At 40.5% G+C, this 17,011-nt stretch carries 15 protein-coding genes; 8 read left to right on the top strand and 7 right to left on the bottom strand.

Features of this window, described 5'->3' with window-relative positions:
- Positions 1-41: 41 nt before the first annotated feature.
- Positions 42-1,187, bottom strand: a complete 1,146-nt coding sequence (locus tag BUE31_RS18605) for a FecR family protein (RefSeq protein ID WP_073405332.1) — start codon at positions 1,185-1,187, stop codon at positions 42-44.
- Between the two features lie 194 nt (positions 1,188-1,381).
- Here BUE31_RS18605 and BUE31_RS18600 point away from each other — a divergent pair, with 194 nt between their 5' ends.
- From BUE31_RS18600 to BUE31_RS18585, 3 genes are all read left to right on the top strand, one after another.
- On the top strand, positions 1,382-1,651 hold the full coding sequence (locus tag BUE31_RS18600) for a hypothetical protein (protein WP_143167172.1): 270 nt from the start codon (positions 1,382-1,384) through the stop codon (positions 1,649-1,651).
- Positions 1,641-1,973, top strand: coding sequence for a hypothetical protein (locus tag BUE31_RS18595; RefSeq protein ID WP_073405330.1), 333 nt, complete (start codon positions 1,641-1,643; stop codon positions 1,971-1,973). Before BUE31_RS18600 ends, BUE31_RS18595 begins: the two co-directional genes overlap by 11 nt.
- A gap of 398 nt (positions 1,974-2,371) precedes the next feature.
- Positions 2,372-2,956 (top strand): RNA polymerase sigma factor, encoded by a 585-nt coding sequence (locus BUE31_RS18585; protein ID WP_073405328.1) that lies wholly within the window; start codon positions 2,372-2,374, stop codon positions 2,954-2,956.
- A 65-nt stretch (positions 2,957-3,021) separates the two neighbouring features.
- Here BUE31_RS18585 and BUE31_RS18580 read toward each other — a convergent pair whose 3' ends face one another.
- Positions 3,022-4,302 carry a BamA/TamA family outer membrane protein gene (locus BUE31_RS18580; RefSeq protein ID WP_234997861.1) on the bottom strand — a complete coding sequence of 427 codons (1,281 nt, stop codon included), beginning with the start codon at positions 4,300-4,302 and terminating at the stop codon, positions 3,022-3,024.
- A gap of 247 nt (positions 4,303-4,549) precedes the next feature.
- Entirely contained in the window at positions 4,550-6,034 is a 1,485-nt protein-coding gene (locus BUE31_RS18575; protein WP_073405326.1) for a MocR-like pyridoxine biosynthesis transcription factor PdxR, read from the bottom strand.
- Between the two features lie 142 nt (positions 6,035-6,176).
- Here BUE31_RS18575 and BUE31_RS18570 point away from each other — a divergent pair, with 142 nt between their 5' ends.
- The 5 genes from BUE31_RS18570 (at position 6,177) to BUE31_RS18550 (ending at position 10,320) form a co-directional block, all read left to right on the top strand.
- Positions 6,177-6,770, top strand: a complete 594-nt coding sequence (locus BUE31_RS18570; protein ID WP_073405560.1) for a hypothetical protein — start codon at positions 6,177-6,179, stop codon at positions 6,768-6,770.
- A gap of 50 nt (positions 6,771-6,820) precedes the next feature.
- Positions 6,821-7,450 carry a hypothetical protein gene (locus BUE31_RS18565; RefSeq protein ID WP_234997860.1) on the top strand — a complete coding sequence of 210 codons (630 nt, stop codon included), beginning with the start codon at positions 6,821-6,823 and terminating at the stop codon, positions 7,448-7,450.
- Positions 7,451-7,491: 41 nt separating this feature from the next.
- Positions 7,492-8,001: a hypothetical protein gene (locus BUE31_RS18560; protein ID WP_200801951.1), complete on the top strand. Its 510-nt coding sequence runs from the start codon at positions 7,492-7,494 to the stop codon at positions 7,999-8,001.
- Between the two features lie 164 nt (positions 8,002-8,165).
- Entirely contained in the window at positions 8,166-8,798 is a 633-nt protein-coding gene (locus tag BUE31_RS18555) for a hypothetical protein (protein WP_234997859.1), read from the top strand.
- A gap of 676 nt (positions 8,799-9,474) precedes the next feature.
- The gene (locus tag BUE31_RS18550; RefSeq protein WP_073405325.1) at positions 9,475-10,320 is read left to right on the top strand and encodes a 3-keto-disaccharide hydrolase; all 846 of its coding nucleotides are present in this window, start codon (positions 9,475-9,477) and stop codon (positions 10,318-10,320) included.
- 52 nt (positions 10,321-10,372) lie between these two features.
- Here the strand turns inward: BUE31_RS18550 and BUE31_RS18545 are convergent, their stop codons facing one another.
- From BUE31_RS18545 to BUE31_RS18530, 4 genes are all read right to left on the bottom strand, one after another.
- The gene (locus BUE31_RS18545) at positions 10,373-11,098 is read right to left on the bottom strand and encodes a hypothetical protein (protein WP_073405324.1); all 726 of its coding nucleotides are present in this window, start codon (positions 11,096-11,098) and stop codon (positions 10,373-10,375) included.
- 178 nt (positions 11,099-11,276) lie between these two features.
- Positions 11,277-14,108, bottom strand: coding sequence for a sugar-binding domain-containing protein (locus tag BUE31_RS18540; RefSeq protein ID WP_073405323.1), 2,832 nt, complete (start codon positions 14,106-14,108; stop codon positions 11,277-11,279).
- Positions 14,109-14,208: 100 nt separating this feature from the next.
- Complete coding sequence (locus tag BUE31_RS18535) at positions 14,209-16,005, bottom strand: glycoside hydrolase family 2 protein (RefSeq protein ID WP_073405322.1); 1,797 nt, start codon at positions 16,003-16,005, stop codon at positions 14,209-14,211.
- Positions 16,006-16,029: 24 nt separating this feature from the next.
- Positions 16,030-16,914: an alpha/beta hydrolase gene (locus BUE31_RS18530; RefSeq protein ID WP_073405321.1), complete on the bottom strand. Its 885-nt coding sequence runs from the start codon at positions 16,912-16,914 to the stop codon at positions 16,030-16,032.
- Between the last annotated feature and the right edge of the window lie 97 nt (positions 16,915-17,011).

Below are 17,011 nucleotides of genomic sequence, written 5' to 3'. Positions count from 1 at the left end.
GCGCTCTAACGCTCCTGGCTTTTTAGGTTTTAGCTATGGTTTTAAGGCATAACTGTGATAGCCCTCCCTTCTATCTTAAAGTGAATAGTTCCGGTTAACTCCAATACTTTTAATAACTCGGTTACATTTGAAAAACGGGAAACCGCTCCTCCAAAATCCTGATCTTTTACTGCACCGTTATATTTCACATCCACATCATACCAGCGTGCAACTCTTTTCATAATACTCTGGATGTTTTCGTTATCAAATATAAAATAGCCATTTTTCCAGGCCACTGCTTCATCGGTATTTACCTCTGACACCCGATAGTTAGCTTGTCCATCGGCAAGTACGGCCTGCTGTCCGGGTTTTAACAATGTTTCTGCGCCTTCTTTTCTCAGCTTTACTGAACCTTCAAGTAAGGTTGTTATCATGTTGCTATCGTCATCATAGGCCATTACATTAAAATGAGTCCCTAAAACCTGGATGCTGGTCCCTTTTACAGCTACCGAAAAAGGCATTTTCTTATTTTTTGCCACTTCAAAATAGGCTTCGCCTGTTAACTCAACATGGCGCTCATTACCTGAAAACACAACCGGGTATTTTAATGAAGATGCCGCGTTAAGCCACACTTTTGTGCCATCAGAAAGCACTACCTCATATTGACCGCCTTTTGGCGTGGTTGCGGTATTATATAATGTGGTGCTTTGGGCCTGTTTACTGTTGACGCTATAAACCAACTGGCCATTGTTCAACTTATTAATAGTTGCCTGCCCTTGGTTGGTTAATGTGATGCGCCCTGAATTTCCCAGTATAATTTTGCTGCCGTTTGCCAGTGTAAGTATGGCCTTATTGCCGCCAGGTAAAATATCGTGCTTTATATACGCTGTTGGGTTATTTGTCCGTACTTCACTGGCTTTCTTATCTCTAAATAATAACAGGCTTACTGATAGTGCCAAAATCACACTGGCTGCTGCCACCCAATACCTGGCAGGGACCAATTTTCTCACCGGAGCACCGCCTATGTTTTTCTGCAGTTTATTATAAATAGCTGATCTTACCTCCTCTTTTGTACCCATGCCGGCATTCCATTCGCCTTCAGTAAGCTCAAAATTATCCTGGTATTCCTCCAATAGTTTTTTTTCGTCAACAGTACAATTGCCGGCATTACATTTTTCATATAATGAAATATATTCCTTTGGAGTCATGAAATTTATAATTGGTTGTTATAGTAATAGAGCACATTCTTTTCCTCAACACACATAAAAATTATTTTTTTTATGCATTTGTAAATAACTGAAAGCGATGGGACATTTTCACATTACCGGTGAGACAGTGCTGCTACAGCATAACCCGGTGACCCGGAGGTGCACAATACGCGATTTTACCATTTATATTTTTCTTGTCTAAAGAATATTGTATTTTTGTTATGATGACAACGCTTACTGTAAATATTGACAACAAAAAGACCGAAAAGGCCATTAAAGCTGTTTTGGACGCTTTTGGTTTGGATTACAATATAGATCAGCATCCTGATGCTGCTGGCAAGGCGTTATCTAAATCCGAACAAGTGATTTATGACCGTCTGAGAAAATCTGCGGAGGAGATTAAATTGTACAAAGAAGGCAAAATCAAACTCCAGGATGCAAGTGAGTTTTTAAATGAGCTATAAGGTTGTCATCGCTTCAGAATTTGCAAAAGAAGCAAAAAGAATTGCCAAAAAGCATATTGGAATAAAAAGCGATATAACTAAACTGGTTGCTGATTTAGCCGTCGATCCCAGGATGGGCACCGAACTGGGAAATAATTTCTATAAAATCCGTATGTCAATTTCGGGAACCAACAAAGGCAAATCTGGCGGCGCAAGAGTAATCACCTATATTATTTTGGATCAGGAAACGGTTTTGCTAACTGAGATTTACCTAAAAAGCGAACATGATACAGCTAATATCAGTACCCTTGTACAGCGATTGAAAGACCAGGGGTTGATCTAATATTATTGGTGCCATGACGTTGATCAATATTTGCCGTGCCACCCGATATGACCATGATTACCAGTTTAATATTTTTACAAAGCTATAAGAAACGCTGATTTTTAACCTGTCTTACCCGGTACTGCTTTTTTGTCTCACCGCCTCATGTGACTCACAATTGTGTTTTTCAAAGCCAAACAGCGTTCACGAAAAACTAATTATATCTTATTTTCAAGTGGATGGTGTGGTCCGAAAACCTACCCGGGTTTAGTACTTTTTTACACTACTTATTTTTTACAGGTGATAATTATTTACCTCAGTTTTATGTTCAAAAAAATTATGAAACAATATGTTTTTAACTGAATTAATTAAAAAAATAATACATTCGAAAAATATGTCTTTGTGGTAATTAATTACGCGTGATTAAACAGGAGTTTACAGATCATCAACTCTGGCAGGCAATAAAGTGCGATGACAGGAAAGCATTCGATATGCTTTTTGAGCGTTATTGGTCTGCTATGTATACCAGTGCATATAATTATCTACGGGATGCGGCTTTAAGCGCCGATATTGTACATGATATTTTCCTGAACATCTGGCAAAAACGAAAAGAATATGAGATCATTTCACTCAAAGGTTATTTAACCAGTTCAACCCGGTACCATGTTTATAAATGTTTTAAAGCGCGGAAAGCATCACCATTAATATATGTTGAAAATTATGACGATGAAACAAGCATACAACAAGCTAATGCCGGCGAAGAAAAGTTAGCCTCCCTTGATCTTGAAAGCTCAGTTAATGATCATTTACTCCAGCTCCCAAAACGTTGCCGCGAGATTTTTCTGCTAAGCAGGATCCAACAGATGACCAATGATGAAATAGCGGCACACTTTGGCATCTCAAAGCGAACAGTTGAAAACCAAATAACCCATGCGCTAAAATTTTTGCGTTTACATTTTAAAGATATAGCTGTTTTGCTATTGCTGAGCACCCTGAATAAATAAGCTATTTCGTGTTAACGCATTATCGAATTCAAACCGGGCAGAGTAATTTTCTTAAGGGTTTAATGCTAAAAAGTTTCATTTAAATTCAAAAAGAAACCGTGGGAGTTATAATTTCCAAAGGCATAATCAAGGCACAAATTGGTACGTGTAGCCTTATTAAACAGCAAACGCAGGCCTGCACCATATCCATACTGAAAATGCTCAAATATTTTTGTACCGGCTTCATCATTTGCGGTTTGTGCGTTGGCAAAAGTAACACCACTAACAAACTTGTTAGCCAATATCGGGAAACGGTATTCAACTTCCGAATAGTTATACTTCGTGCCTTTAAAATAACCTGAGGTGTATCCTCTTCCGCTCCTGAAGGTTCCATCTTTACTTGTTCCCGGTAACTCCAGGTAGGGCACATTACCACTGATCAGGTATGATCCCCAATTCCAAAATGCAAGAACATGTTCCGGGTTTTCGGCAGAGAGACTAAAATATTTCCTAAAATCGGTGGTAAATTGTACTGAACTTTTTGAGCTTGCCAGCAATGTTGAATTAACGCGGAAGCCTGCATCCACATAGATCCCTTTATAAGCGCGATTCTGATTATCACGCGTGGTATATTGTAGATTGAAGAGCAGGCCGTCTGCCCTGTAATCACCCCGTTTAAATCCGTGCTCATCACTATAGATATTGTAAGGCGTTAAATTTGATGTATCCCTTTGTTTAATTTTCGTCCTGATGTCAAAAGATGCCCCTACCCCAACATAAAGATTTTTTTGAATTTCTTTATATACTTTTTCCCTGAGATTTAAATATATAGAATTGAGCGCACGGGCCTTACGCTCCGGATTCGCCAATACCTGGTCGGTTTCACTCCCCCCGGGGTTACGGCCTATGCCTAACCCCTCATCAGGGGTAACCGTTTTTGCAACAACAAAATTACCCTGGAAATTCCACTTATTGCCGGGGGTATAGATATTGTGATTAACATAAAAATAAATGATCCCCTTGGTAGTAATTGAGGCTGATGTTGCAGCCACAGACAAGAGCGTATTTGGGTCATTACCAAGTTTTCTGCCTGCTACCGCCTTGATTCCTAATTGCGAGCCAATAGTTGGATTTGAGGCTATATTGGGTACAATAGTAATACCCGATGGTTTTTTACGAGTTGAATCGGGCACCTTGTTTGGATGCAGGATGTCCCTGATCAGGTCGCCAAAATCAAATTGTTTTGAAAGTGCAGCAGCCTGCTTAACCCTTATAGAATCAGCTCGTAAAGACGCTGCTTTTAAAGAATCAGCAGCAGTTGTTACCTGGCTGTAAGCACCATAATGTATGCCTGTAAATAGGAACAATAATAAAATCTTTAATAAAAAAGAAAACCTTTTACGGCCAGGTATATAATGCATTTTAAGGGTTACCAATATTTAAATTCATATTTATTACTTGTTTTTGTAATAAACTAAGATCAAACTTTAAACCATTAAATTCTTATAATGTTTTACGCTTAACCACTTAGGCTTTAATCCGACAGAAGCTTTTGATCGAAAGTTTTGAAAATTTTTGCCTATGACAATGAAAATAGCACTTATAAGTAAAGCACTATAAATGCTTATCCAGCACCTGTTTTAATATAAGTACAGCCTTCTCCATCTCCCCAAATGAAAAACCTGCAAACCCCAAAATCAATCCATTGGGATGCTTGAATTTAATCCCGGAGCTGCTAAGCGGGTTAATAATTACACCTGCTTTAAAACATTCATTTGCAATTATTCCGGCATTAATTGATGTTGACAGCCAGGCTATAAAGTGCATGCCTGCTTCTACCGGAACAGGTGTTAGCCTGTCTCTTAGATGCAGGTTTATCAGACTTACTAAATCGTCCTGGGCTTTTTTGTATAACAGTCGCATTCGCCTTACATGGCGGCTAAAATGCCCCTGGCTGATAAATTCGCTTACAATAGCCTGGGTAATTATATTGCCCTGCCCGTCAATTACAGATTTTGCGGTAGCAAACTGTCTGGCCATGGCTTCGGTAGGAAAAACCATATAGCCTAAACGTAAGGCAGGCAATAAAACCTTGCTTAATGTACCTGAATATATAACATTTCCGTTGGTGTCCATACCTTGCAGCGCAGGGATAGGGCGGCTATCGTACCTGAACTCGCTGTCGTAATCATCTTCTATGATCCACATCTGGTTATCCTTTGCCCAGTTCAATAACTTTATCCGGTCGTTAAGCGCCATTGTATTGCCCATCGGGAATTGGTGCGATGGAGTTACATAGGCAAGCTTTGATTTTGGATAATTATGCATGGCAAAATCCAGGTCCAGGCCATCGCTTGTTACCGGTACAGGACAGATCTGCCCGCCAAACCGCTGAATAGCCGATGTTGCTCCCGCATATCCCGGATCTTCCATCCAGCATTGATCTCCTTTATTCAATAACAATTCAGCGGCTAAATGCAGGGCCTGCCTGGTACCATTCACAATCAGCATATTTTCCGGGTCGCAATTTATTGATCTTGAAATACGCAGATGGTCGCACAGTGCTTTCCGCAAAGGCAAATATCCCTGGGCATCATCGTAGCCTAAATGTAACCGGTTTATATTTTTATTTACGCCTGCACTGATGCGGGCCCAGGCAGGGAAGGGAAACTCCGGAATAAGAGGGATTGACTGTTGGAAGGGGCGCCTGGGTTCCAAAGCGCTAATATGTCCTTTAAAAGCATTATTAAGTCCGTATGGCCTGGCGGTGTAATGTTCCGGTTTTTGCACCGGGCGTATAGGCTGACTTTTAGGATAGGAGAATTTATCGACGTTTTTACTGACAAATGTTCCTGATCCGGTTTTCGACTCAAAAAAGCCCTCCATCTTTAACTGATCAAAAACCTGTAGTACAATATTCCTTGAAATTTTAAGCTCCACGCTCATTTCGCGCGAGGAAGGCATCCTGTCAAAAGGGCGCAGCATGCCCTCATAGATTCCATTCTTTAACTGTTCATACAGTTGATGATTAATAGTTTTACCCGGTTTTTTATTTATCCGGATAAAGGTGACTAATATTTGAGGTGTAATTTTCCCCATCAAATGGCTCTGTTTAATTTATTATAATGGCTCTTTTGGCAGGGCCAATTTACAATTAATTTTGATCTTCTCTTATCGCCATAAAAACATAAACAGGATAAAATCTGCACAGCGTTTTAAAGTAAAACAAAACTATAATTATATGAAAATAATGTATAAGCTGCTTTTAACAAGTATTATATGCCTGCTGGGTGCTAATGTGCTCTATGCGTTTGTAAAGCAGCAAAAAGATACATCAAAAGCTGTTTCAAAACAATCGGCCGCAGAACGGAACGGGGAGCATGATTTCGACTTCGAAATCGGTACCTGGAAAACTGATCTGAAACGGTTGCTGCACCCTTTAACCGGCTCCACTACCTGGGTGGCATATACCGGCAGTACTGTAGTGAGTAAAGTTTGGAGTGGGCGTGCCAACCTGGTTGAGCTTGAAGTTGATGGCCCGGCCGGCCATATAGAAGGCTTGAGCGTACGTTTATACAACCCACAAAGCCGGCAATGGAGCCTTAATTTTTCTGGCGCCGGCACCGGTGCTATGAGCCAGCCTACTATCGGCGGGTTCAAAAACGGGCGGGGTGAGTTTTTTGACCAGGAAACCCTTAATGGCAGGGCCATCCTTGTGCGCTTTGTTATCACTGAACTTACGCCCGATACCTGTCATTTTGAGCAATCTTTTTCGGATGATGGCGGCAAAACCTGGGAAGCAAACTGGATTGCTACCGATACGAGGGTAAAATAAATTAGTCAAAATCAACTGAAAAAATTATCGCTTACAAAATCATAAAACAAATGAAAAATATTCAATACCTCTTAAAATCCATTGCTCTAATTTTATTAGTGCTGCAGGTTTCATATCTCCGGGCCCAGGTTCTTTCACCAAGAGAATCAATGATGAAAAACACAAGGATCACTTCGACAGGAAAGCTGGAAATGATAGCCTCAAAAACTTCATCGCCAAAAGACTTTGACTTTTTTGTTGGCAAATGGAAGATCCATAACCGGCGGCTTAAAACAAGACTGAATAATTGTACAGAATGGGTAAAGCTGGATGCAATAGTTGAAATGCATAAAGTTTTTTCAAACAGCATTGCAAATTTTGATTCCGGCTCATTTGATGGATTTGACGGAAAACCACCTTTTGAAGGCCTGACCGTTCGCCTTTTTAACCCCAAAACAAAACTTTGGAGCATATACTGGGCTGCCAGCAATGTGGGCACCATGGATACACCCAATGTGGGTTCGTTTGAAAATGGCGTCGGCGATTTTTTTGCTGAAGATACTTACAATGGTAAAAAAATAATAGCGCTGCTCCGCTGGGATGCAAGCGATAAAAAGAATTTTAAGTGGAGCCAGGCCTATTCTGCCGACAAGGGTAAAACCTGGGAATGGAACTGGTATATGACTTATGAAAAATTATGATGAGCAAAATAAAAATTGCCCAATCTATAAATATAAAACAAATGAAAAATATTCAATACACTTTAAAAGCCCTTGCTTTACTAATTTTATTTACGCTGCAAGCTTTTTATACCTGTGCCCAGGCTGTTTCTCCAAAAGAACCGATGATGGTAAACGCGAAGATCACCCCAACCGGGGAGCTTGAGATCACTCCTTCTAAAACGTCATCAAAAAATGATTTTGATTATTTAGCCGGTAAATGGACTATGCGCAATAAACGACTTAAAACAAGGCTGAATAATTGCACCGAATGGGTAGAGTACGAATCGACAGATGAAAATTCAGGCCCGATACTAAACGGGATCGGCAATACGGATCTTTTTAAAACTGCCTACAACCAGGTTAACGGAACCCTTTATGAAGGTTTAACCCTAAGGCTGTTCAATCCGGAAACAAAGTTATGGAGCCTTTACTGGGCCGACAGTAACGCTGGTGCAATGGACCCACCTGTTGTGGGCTCGTTCGAAGGAAATATCGGCAGGTTTTACTGTAAAGATACTTTCAACGGCTAGCCGGTAATTGTAATGTTTAAATGGGATAAAACTGATAAAGATAACCCCGTATGGAGCCAGGCATTTTCACCAGATAACGGTATTACCTGGGAAATGAATCTAACCAATACCTCGCACAGGGTAAAATAATAAAAATCAATTATTAAACATTAATCGTAATACAAATGAAAAACATTCAGCATACTCAGAAAATTCTTGCCTTACTAATTTTATTTGTACTCCAGGTTTCGCACATCCGTGCCCAAACGTTAAAAGAACATATGATGGTTAACGCAAAGATCACTTCAACCGGAGATCTTGAGATCATCCCGTCAACAGCTTCGTCGCAAAATGATTTTGATTTTTTAGTTGGCAAATGGGCCATGACTAACAAAAGGCTTAAAACAAGATTGAACAATTGTACCGAATGGATCCCTTTTGAGGCAACAGGCGATTACAGTATGATATTAAATGGGATAGGTAACATGGATATTTACAAATCGGCATTCAACCCGGTTAATAATAATAAGCCATTTGAAGGCATTACAGTTAGATTGTATAACCCCGAAACAAAATTATGGAGCCTTTTTTGGGCTGACAGTAACTACGGATCAATGGACCCGCCAGTTGTAGGTTCTTTCGAAGGAAAGATCGGCAAGTTTTATTGTAAAGATACTTTTCAGGGCAAACCTGTGATCGTAATGTTCAGATGGGAAAAAATAAGCAAGGATAACTATTTATGGAGCCAGGCATTTTCGCCTGATAACGGCGTTACCTGGGAAGTAAATTCAACAAGTATAGCGCATCGGATAAAATAAAAAGGCTTTTATTATTTTATTGTCTTGCTTGTCTTCGCAGGCTCTCTCCAATGCTATTAAGTTTGCGTGGACTAAGTTTGTGTATCCACGCCAGCAAAGCGGTCCATTTTTACTCAAGTGTAAACCCAAAAGCGGACGAGACCCCAATGGAACGCATGGAACAAACATGGAACATACTGATTATAAACAAATTACAACGACAAAGCAAAAACATCAAATTACACAATCATTGATTATCAGCAACTTGCATTTTTGAAAAAGTTAAAAATCCTGATAATCAGAATGTTCCATAGTGTTCCACCCCGTTCCGCTGAAAAATGGAACGCTTTGTCCCAGCAATCTCTCCTGAAAGGGACCAGACGGAGGTTCTGGATAAGAGCGAAGCTAAAGTCCTCTCCTTTGGAGAGGATTTAGGTGAGGCCAAATTATATGGGTATCCTTTTCTCTCAGAGAGAACCTGCGCGATGTTTGTGGTCAACTAAAACTTATTGCAATGGAATAGCATGTGGCTATTTCCACCTAAAAAACACTATCCATCGCAGGGTCCTCTCTGAGAGACCCTGCGGGGACTAAACATAGGAACCCTTGTAATTTTCCAATTACATTCGTGCTAATTAAAAAAATAGCCCTACATACGCTGGCAGATCTCCTATCTTAGATAAATAAACCTATTGCCATGAAACCTGCCAAATTTATCCTGCCCCTGTTACTTTGCATAATTGTATTCGGTTTTACAACAACCGGAAAAAAAGATAACTGGAAACAGCTCTTTAATGGGAAAGATCTTACCGGTTGGGATACTTATATCGGGCCTGATCTTGATGATAGTGGCAAACCCATTACCGGCACACCTTTAGGCTTGAATAACGATCCAAGACATATTTTTACAATAGTTAAAGATGGAGGGAGAAATGTGATCCGCATTTCGGGCGAAAACTGGGGGGCTATATCAACAAAAAAGGAATACGAAAACTATCACCTTCAATTACAGTTTAAATGGGGTGAGCTTTCATGGGGACAAAAGAAGGGTAAAAAGAAAGACAGCGGTCTGCTTTATCATTCTGTTGGAAAATACGGTGCAGATTATGGCGCATGGATGCGTTCGCAGGAGTTCCAGGTAGAAGAAGGTAATTGTGGTGATTATTGGGGTGTTGCGGGCGGCATGGCTGATATGCCCGTAATTAAAAGATCAGAAACCGATTATGTTTACGATCCAAAGGGAACGCTTATCACGTTTAAAGAAGGCGGCAAACAGGGAAGGCACTGCATAAAAGGTACGGATTCTGAAAACCCATCAGGCCAATGGAACACGGCAGACCTGTATTGCCATGGCGATACCAGTATACATGTTATTAATGGGAAAGTAATGATGGTGTTATATCATAATAAACAAATGGATAACGGGCAGGAATCACCTCTTACCAAAGGAAAAATTCAAATCCAGTCAGAAGGTGCCGAGATCTTTTACAGGCAAATAAAGATCCAGCCAATTAACCGGCTGCCTGCGGAGCTTATTAAGTAAGGTTGGTTTGTTATTTACCGGATATGTAGTGACGGGATCTATTAAAAAACAGCTACAGCTTCCTATCCGCTTTTCTTACCATTTTTGGCAGATCATTTTGCAGTGCTATCATCAGTTCATCTGAAGCACTTTCACACAACGGTAGTATTTTTTCGGGTGTCAGGAAGGGGATGCCCGCAATCTGCGCACCCGATATTTTTGACATAGCTTTTTCCTTTATTGAAAATACCTTCTTGCCATTTCTGTTAAATAATATAATATTGGCGTAGGCATTAACTTTTACAAGAGCCATCCCTCCAAAACCTCTTGATTCCATGTCAAAATTAATGTACACTTTCATCACGCCATCACATCGGTCAAACATCCCAAGTAAGCTTTTTTCATTGGCATTCCCCTTTAAGGGCAAAATCACTTTATACCCGTTAACCGGGATATAAGCATTCCCTTTCAAAATGTCGTTAAATCCTGCATCTTCAGGAATGAAATCCTTATAAGTATCATTATGGATAACCTGGTCTTCAGGTAAAAACTGAAAAGGAAAACTCTTCGCACAATTTTCAAAGAATTGGTCGTGAAAGTTCTTCAGCAAAAGCTTCAGGTCAAATTTAGGGTCTTCACTAAGCCGGGCAATCGCCGGTGTCACAGCATTCTGGCTGCTGTTAGTTAAACCCATTTGCTTAACTGCATAAAATGTAACAACAGCAACTTTTTTATCTTGAGCATAGCTGTTGACTATTAACAGCGTTAAAAACAGGAAGGAAAGGATGGATTTTTTCATTTTTACCGGTAACAGGATCTTTCTTTTCAGCCGGCAAAACTAAATAAATATTATTGAACGTCCCGGCTGCTGCAACCCTATAACCCCATAATCAGTGTATTGTTGACTTTAAGATTAAAAAAAGCATGTTCCTTATCTCTGTCCCGATTTCAAGTTTTGTATAAATGCTATGTTATAACTATTTAAAAATCGCTGCAAGCTTTTCTGTTTTAACAGGTATGGCAGGCTTAAAAGCAGGTGTGTTCATGTACGCTTCCAGGCTGTATAACAACTGCTTAGCTTCAGGTCGTTTTTCCTGGTTGGTAAGCAAATCAATCCCCGAAACCATTAAGCTTCCGTTCCCTGCTTTGCACTCAAAGATCAGTCCCAATGGCCTCGCTGTAAACCAGTCGTCAATGATCCTTACAATAGGTTTAATGTCACTTGAAAGGCTGTCAAGCCGGATTGCATTACTATGGCTCATAGCATCCTGCCATTCCCAGTTACTATAATAATCAGTTGGAAACTCTGCCAATGCAGGATGTTTGGGATTGCATAGGATCCCTAATGTATGCGGGGGCTGGTTGTTAGTCCACGAGGTGTTCCAGAAAATGCTGGAAAATCCAACCGCAACACTACCACCCTTAGCGTCTTTTATCGCACCCTTTTTTATAGTTAATAAAACCTTACCACCGCTATTTAATATGGCTAAAGCTTTTTCATCCAGTTGTTGGGTAACATAAATATTTTTACCAGCTTCAGGGTTGTGTGAAGGATAAACAAAAATATCCCATGAGTTAATATGCCCGCCCGCGTTTATTTGTAACGATAGTTTCGCGGGCCGATTGATAGCAGTTAGTGATTGGCTGATCTGGCCAAGTTTAAAGCCGTTGCCTATCGGTATATCTGTCGTTTTTAACTGTCCTTTGTATAAGATTTTACCTTTACCGTCCTGCAATTGCCATGTTGGGGTAATGTGTTTTAACGGAGTGCTGCCATAATGGGCTATCTCAACAGCGGCCTCCAGCTTTTCATTATTCTGATAGATCAGTTTAGTCATTCGGGCAAGCGGCACAGTTGCATTACAAAACCTGCTGTATTCCTTTGCCGTAACATAACCCTTATCATCCCAAAAAGGGTCTAAAACGCCAACCAGCGCAGTACCCTGGCCGGGGAAATCATGCAGGTCCAATAACTGAAACCCACCGAAACCCTTGGTGCGAAGCGCCGCTTCAATATCCGCTTTATAACAAAGCACCTGCAATTTACCCGATGCAATCAGGAAACTGTCGGCCAGGCTGGTTAGGTCATGTTCTTTCAGGCGATCATAAAATATCTCGAAATTTTTAGGCTTAAGAACGCCGTCATACTTTTTTATCTCTTTGAAATTCGGATAAACACACCATTGCCCAATTTCATGGCTTACCGTTGGCTGCGGCCATTTATTGATAATGGATGACCAGTCGTAATTTGTACTTGGCGGTTCTGCATTTATAATACTCTTTACACCGGCACCCCAGGCCTGGATCCGAGGATCAGGTGTGCTGTTATAATCATTTTCAGGGATAATGGGCCAGCCCGAAGCTGTTGTATATAACCGCCTGGGATCTTTTTGCTTCCAGTATTTAACAAAGCCTGTAAGAAATTCAAGGTGATGATCGCCACCCGGTTCATTGCCATAAGGCATCATGCAAAACGATGGATGGTTGCCAAAAGCATTAACTATCCGGTTACTTTCTGCGTAAATAAATTTATCAATTGGCTTGCCGTCCCCTACCGTTGCCCAGGCTGAGCACTCTATCGACAAATAAAATCCGGCTTCATCAGCTGCCTCAAAAGCAGCTTCGGGTGGGCACCAGGAATGAAACCGCATATGATTTAGTCCGTACGACCTGCTGATGCGAAATATTCTTGCCCAGGCTGCTTTATCAACCGGTGGAAAACCCGTTTTAGGAAAAATAGCGCATTCAAGTGTGCCCCGAAGAAATATTGGGCGGTTATTTATCGTAAACTGTCTTCCTTTGGCTATAAATTTACGCATGCCAAAAGTAACATTCTGGCTATCTGTTCCTTTTTTTCCCACTAAAGTTACCTTCATGTGGTAAAGGTTGGGATTGAATTCATCCCATAACAACGGGCGTGTTCCCATTGGATAAGTAAACGACACTATTGTTGAGTCCTTGCCGGCCGTAACCGTTTTATGCAGGGTTGGTAAATTCACATTTCCCTTGTTTCCCTCCGCGCTGAGTGCCAGTTTTAGCAAACCTGTATTTGTATTAAGGCTCTTGATCTTTACTTTTACTACAACTAGTTTCTTGTCAACATCCGGAAATAATTGAACTGATGAAAGATAAACAGCAGGCCTGGCGTTAAGTGTCATCTCTCCAATAATACCATTCCAGTTGGTTTGGGTATTATCACTTACGCTGTGCGCATCTGCTCCGGGGTCAATATCTTTAATCCGGTTATCAATTCTTATAGAGAATACATGTTTCCCGGGTTTAAGCAAGTTATCCAACTCGTAAAGGTGAGGTGCGCTTAATGCATTCTGCATCCCTGCTTCCTTACCATCAATCCACAAAGTGGTTTCCCAATGGCACCTTTCAAGGAATAGTTCTATATGCTGACCAGACCATTCCCTGGGAATAACCACTTCTTTTTGATACCAGGCTGCGCCCACATAATGTTTTACAGGCTGCAGCCAGAACGAGACTTTAATATTATCAGGTTGCCTGTATTTAGCGTAGCTTGAATCTTTGTACCATTGCGCATTCCATACACCTCCTGTCCATGGAGTGTGCAGTGTAATGTCATCCCCTTTTCCATTGGTGGTCATAGAACCCGGCAAATGAATGGTTTCGGGTAATTTATTATTAAACCATTTATCTTTCACACCGGTGTCAAGGGAATCAATGCCGAACGACCAATTTCCTGAAAGATCAATTCTTCTGTTTTGAATAACCTGTCCGCTGCCGGCAATGCTGCAGCAGGTAAGTAAACCAGAAAGGATAAAATAAATGATCTTCTTCATGTGGAATAGCCGGAATTAAGGTGAAATAAATTGGTTAATCAAATTTGATAATTACCAACCTATTAAAAAATGAAGATTTCACCGGAAGTAATGGACTATCTTACTGAATCCTGTTCATTTTTTTAAGCTCGTCATAATATGCCTTCATAACAAACCACGCTTTCTTTTTATCGCCCTGTTCTGACAACAAACCCTTACGGTTCCATCCTTTCTGGTAGGTGGATTGCATCCTCACAGGCGACCTGAAATCAACCAGCACCCATGGACAAACGCCTTGTAAAAAAGGAATATTTTTGAACATCTTTATTTGGTTGTTATAAATATTCACTACATAATCTTCGCTCCAGGCGCTTGCTTTTACCGCGGTATCTATTTTGTTATTGTATACTGATTCACCGCCAAATTCAGACATGATCAGGGGTTTATTAAAATCAGAGGACCACTCAACTTTTTCAGGATTTTTTGCCCAATCTGTATACCAACCCATATATTCATTAATGCCAATTACATCCACATATTTCATTACTGAATCTTTTAATTCCATTTTACCGTCATGATAACTAACGTTGTTAAAAGCGGCTGTTACTAATCTTGTGGGGTCTAACAGCTTTGCCTCTTTTGCCAGTGCAACCAGGGTTTTATCCCTATCTTTTGATGGCCCGGTTTCATTGGCAACGCTCCACAAAATAACGTTACACCTGTTTTTATCCCGGTTTATAACTTCCTTTAACATCAATTCCGCTTTGCCTTTTACTGTCGAATCCGGAAAATCAATCCCCTGGTAAACCGGGATCTCTTCCCATACCATCAAGCCTTTTTCTTCGGCCTGCTTAATGGTGTATTCATTGTGCGGATAATGCACAAGCCTTACAAAATTACACCCCAGCTCTTTTGCCCAGTTTATTAAAACCTGCGCATCAGCATCCGAATATGCCCTTGATCTTCGCTGCGGGACCTCTTCATGAATATTCACACCTCTTAAAAATACAGGTTTGCCATTCAGTAATATTTGAGTCCCGTTTACTTTAATTGTGCGAAAGCCTATCCTGTCGCTGATACTGTCATTTTCAACGTTGAGGCTTGCATTGTAAAGCTTTGGTTGTTCCGGCGTCCATAACTGGATCTTTCTTTTTAGGTTGATAGTGGCGAATCCTTTATTATCCGTAACTATTTTTTCACTGATCTTTAGTTCAGGAATCTCGATTGAAATTTTCTGACCAGCCAACTCACTGTTCAATTTGGCATAACCAATAATATGGCTCTTATCATCCGGATCGAGCTGAATTTTGTAATCATCAATAAATACTTTTTTGGTTTTTATCAAATGCACATCCCTTGTGATCCCGCCATAATTAAACCAATCGAAACCAAAACCGGGGATGCCGTTTTTAACCCGACTGTTATTTACCCTTACAATAAGCGCATTGCCACTCTCTTTAACAAGGTCGGTTATTTCAAATTGAAAAGGAGTAAAACCACCCTCATGCCGGCCTAATTTTTTACCGTTGAAATAAACATCAGCAATGTAATTTACAGCGCCAAAGTGAATAAACAAACGTTCATTTTTACCAGGAGCGTAATTAAAGGTCTTTTTATACCATACCGAACTTTCGTAATAAGTTAATTCCGGTAATTGCGAGTTATAATCTCCCGGAACATTCAATGTATTCTCTTTAATAAATGAATATTCTACAAAATCACTTTTGCCGGTTGGTGTAATGTCTTTGTAAACAGCCCGCCAGCCTATCCCGGCATCAAACGGATCAATTATGGTTTCCCATTTGCCATTTAAAAGTTCACTGTTTCGTCCATACACATTGATCATACTGGTTTGAGCATAACCAAATTTAAACATGATAACAAACAAGAGAAAGCCGAGCAGTTTTTTTGATCTCATAACCGGGTTTTAAAATACTTTTTGTTAAAACTTATTATCAGCAAGCCACTTTTCAATAAGCTGCGGATACACCGAGGTGCCACCTGTTTTATTTCTCATTCCATAACCATGGCCACCTTTTGGATAAAGATGCATCTCTGCCGGAACTTTAACTTTTTTGAGCGCAAGATAATAATACAAGGCATTTTCAACATTGATGGGGTCATCTTCTGTTTGCATGATAAATGTGGGCGGTGTTTTTTCGGTAACCTTTATCTCCGGCGCAAGCTTGCCTTCTTCCTTTTCATCAATTAAGTAAGCCGGATAAGTTAATATAGTAAAGTCAGGACGGCAGCTTACTTCGTCCGCAGCATCAACCTGCGGGTAGGTTCTTTTGTCATAAGTATTGCTTACCAATGCAGAAAGGTGCCCGCCGGCTGAAAAGCCCATAATACCAATATGGTCCGGCTTTATGCCCCACTTAGCCGCATTAAACCGTACTAATCCAAGGGCCCTTTGCGCATCTTGCAGCGGGGCTTCATACCTCAACTTTCCCGGCAAAGCAGGAACCCGGTATTTCAATAATATAGCAGTAACACCTATTGAATTAAACCAGGTACATAGTTCGGTTCCTTCCAGGTCCAAAGCCAGGATGCCGTATCCACCACCCGGACAAACTATAACTGCTGTACCGTTTGCATTTTTTGGCGTGAAGATTTTAATTGTAGGGTTGATAATATCAGCAAGGCGGATCACGCTCCTGCCTTCAACTAAGCCTTCGCCGGGTTTGGATATATCCTGTTCAACTAATTTATGCCCGTTAGCAGTATCTATAAGCCTGCTTTGCGGCCATAGGCTTATTTCGACAGGAACCTGTGCTTTTGCTGTTATACTTATAATAGATGCGATAATCATTATAAACCTTTTCATATTGTTAAATCGGAGATGGTAGCAGCAAGATACGGCAATCAGGTTAAAAGAGTAAGGGTACAAAGAAAGTTTCTTTGTACCCTTACTTCTTATCTAT

Source organism: Mucilaginibacter sp. OK098, from assembly GCF_900142915.1.
Lineage (GTDB): Bacteria > Bacteroidota > Bacteroidia > Sphingobacteriales > Sphingobacteriaceae > Mucilaginibacter.
This window is presented reverse-complemented; position numbering and strand designations above follow the sequence as displayed.

Bases quoted from the DNA above. Each gene is read 5' to 3' on its own strand.
- BUE31_RS18530 (WP_073405321.1), bottom strand. From the start codon at position 16,914: ATGAAAAGGTTTATAATGATTATCGCATCTATTATAAGTATAACAGCA.
- BUE31_RS18575 (WP_073405326.1), bottom strand. From the start codon at position 6,034: ATGGGGAAAATTACACCTCAAATATTAGTCACCTTTATCCGGATAAAT.
- BUE31_RS18535 (WP_073405322.1), bottom strand. From the start codon at position 16,005: ATGAGATCAAAAAAACTGCTCGGCTTTCTCTTGTTTGTTATCATGTTT.
- BUE31_RS18595 (WP_073405330.1), top strand. From the start codon at position 1,641: ATGAGCTATAAGGTTGTCATCGCTTCAGAATTTGCAAAAGAAGCAAAA.
- BUE31_RS18550 (WP_073405325.1), top strand. From the start codon at position 9,475: ATGAAACCTGCCAAATTTATCCTGCCCCTGTTACTTTGCATAATTGTA.
- BUE31_RS18565 (WP_234997860.1), top strand. From the start codon at position 6,821: ATGAAAAATATTCAATACCTCTTAAAATCCATTGCTCTAATTTTATTA.
- BUE31_RS18540 (WP_073405323.1), bottom strand. From the start codon at position 14,108: ATGAAGAAGATCATTTATTTTATCCTTTCTGGTTTACTTACCTGCTGC.
- BUE31_RS18560 (WP_200801951.1), top strand. From the start codon at position 7,492: ATGAAAAATATTCAATACACTTTAAAAGCCCTTGCTTTACTAATTTTA.
- BUE31_RS18555 (WP_234997859.1), top strand. From the start codon at position 8,166: ATGAAAAACATTCAGCATACTCAGAAAATTCTTGCCTTACTAATTTTA.
- BUE31_RS18605 (WP_073405332.1), bottom strand. From the start codon at position 1,187: ATGACTCCAAAGGAATATATTTCATTATATGAAAAATGTAATGCCGGC.
- BUE31_RS18570 (WP_073405560.1), top strand. From the start codon at position 6,177: ATGAAAATAATGTATAAGCTGCTTTTAACAAGTATTATATGCCTGCTG.
- BUE31_RS18545 (WP_073405324.1), bottom strand. From the start codon at position 11,098: ATGAAAAAATCCATCCTTTCCTTCCTGTTTTTAACGCTGTTAATAGTC.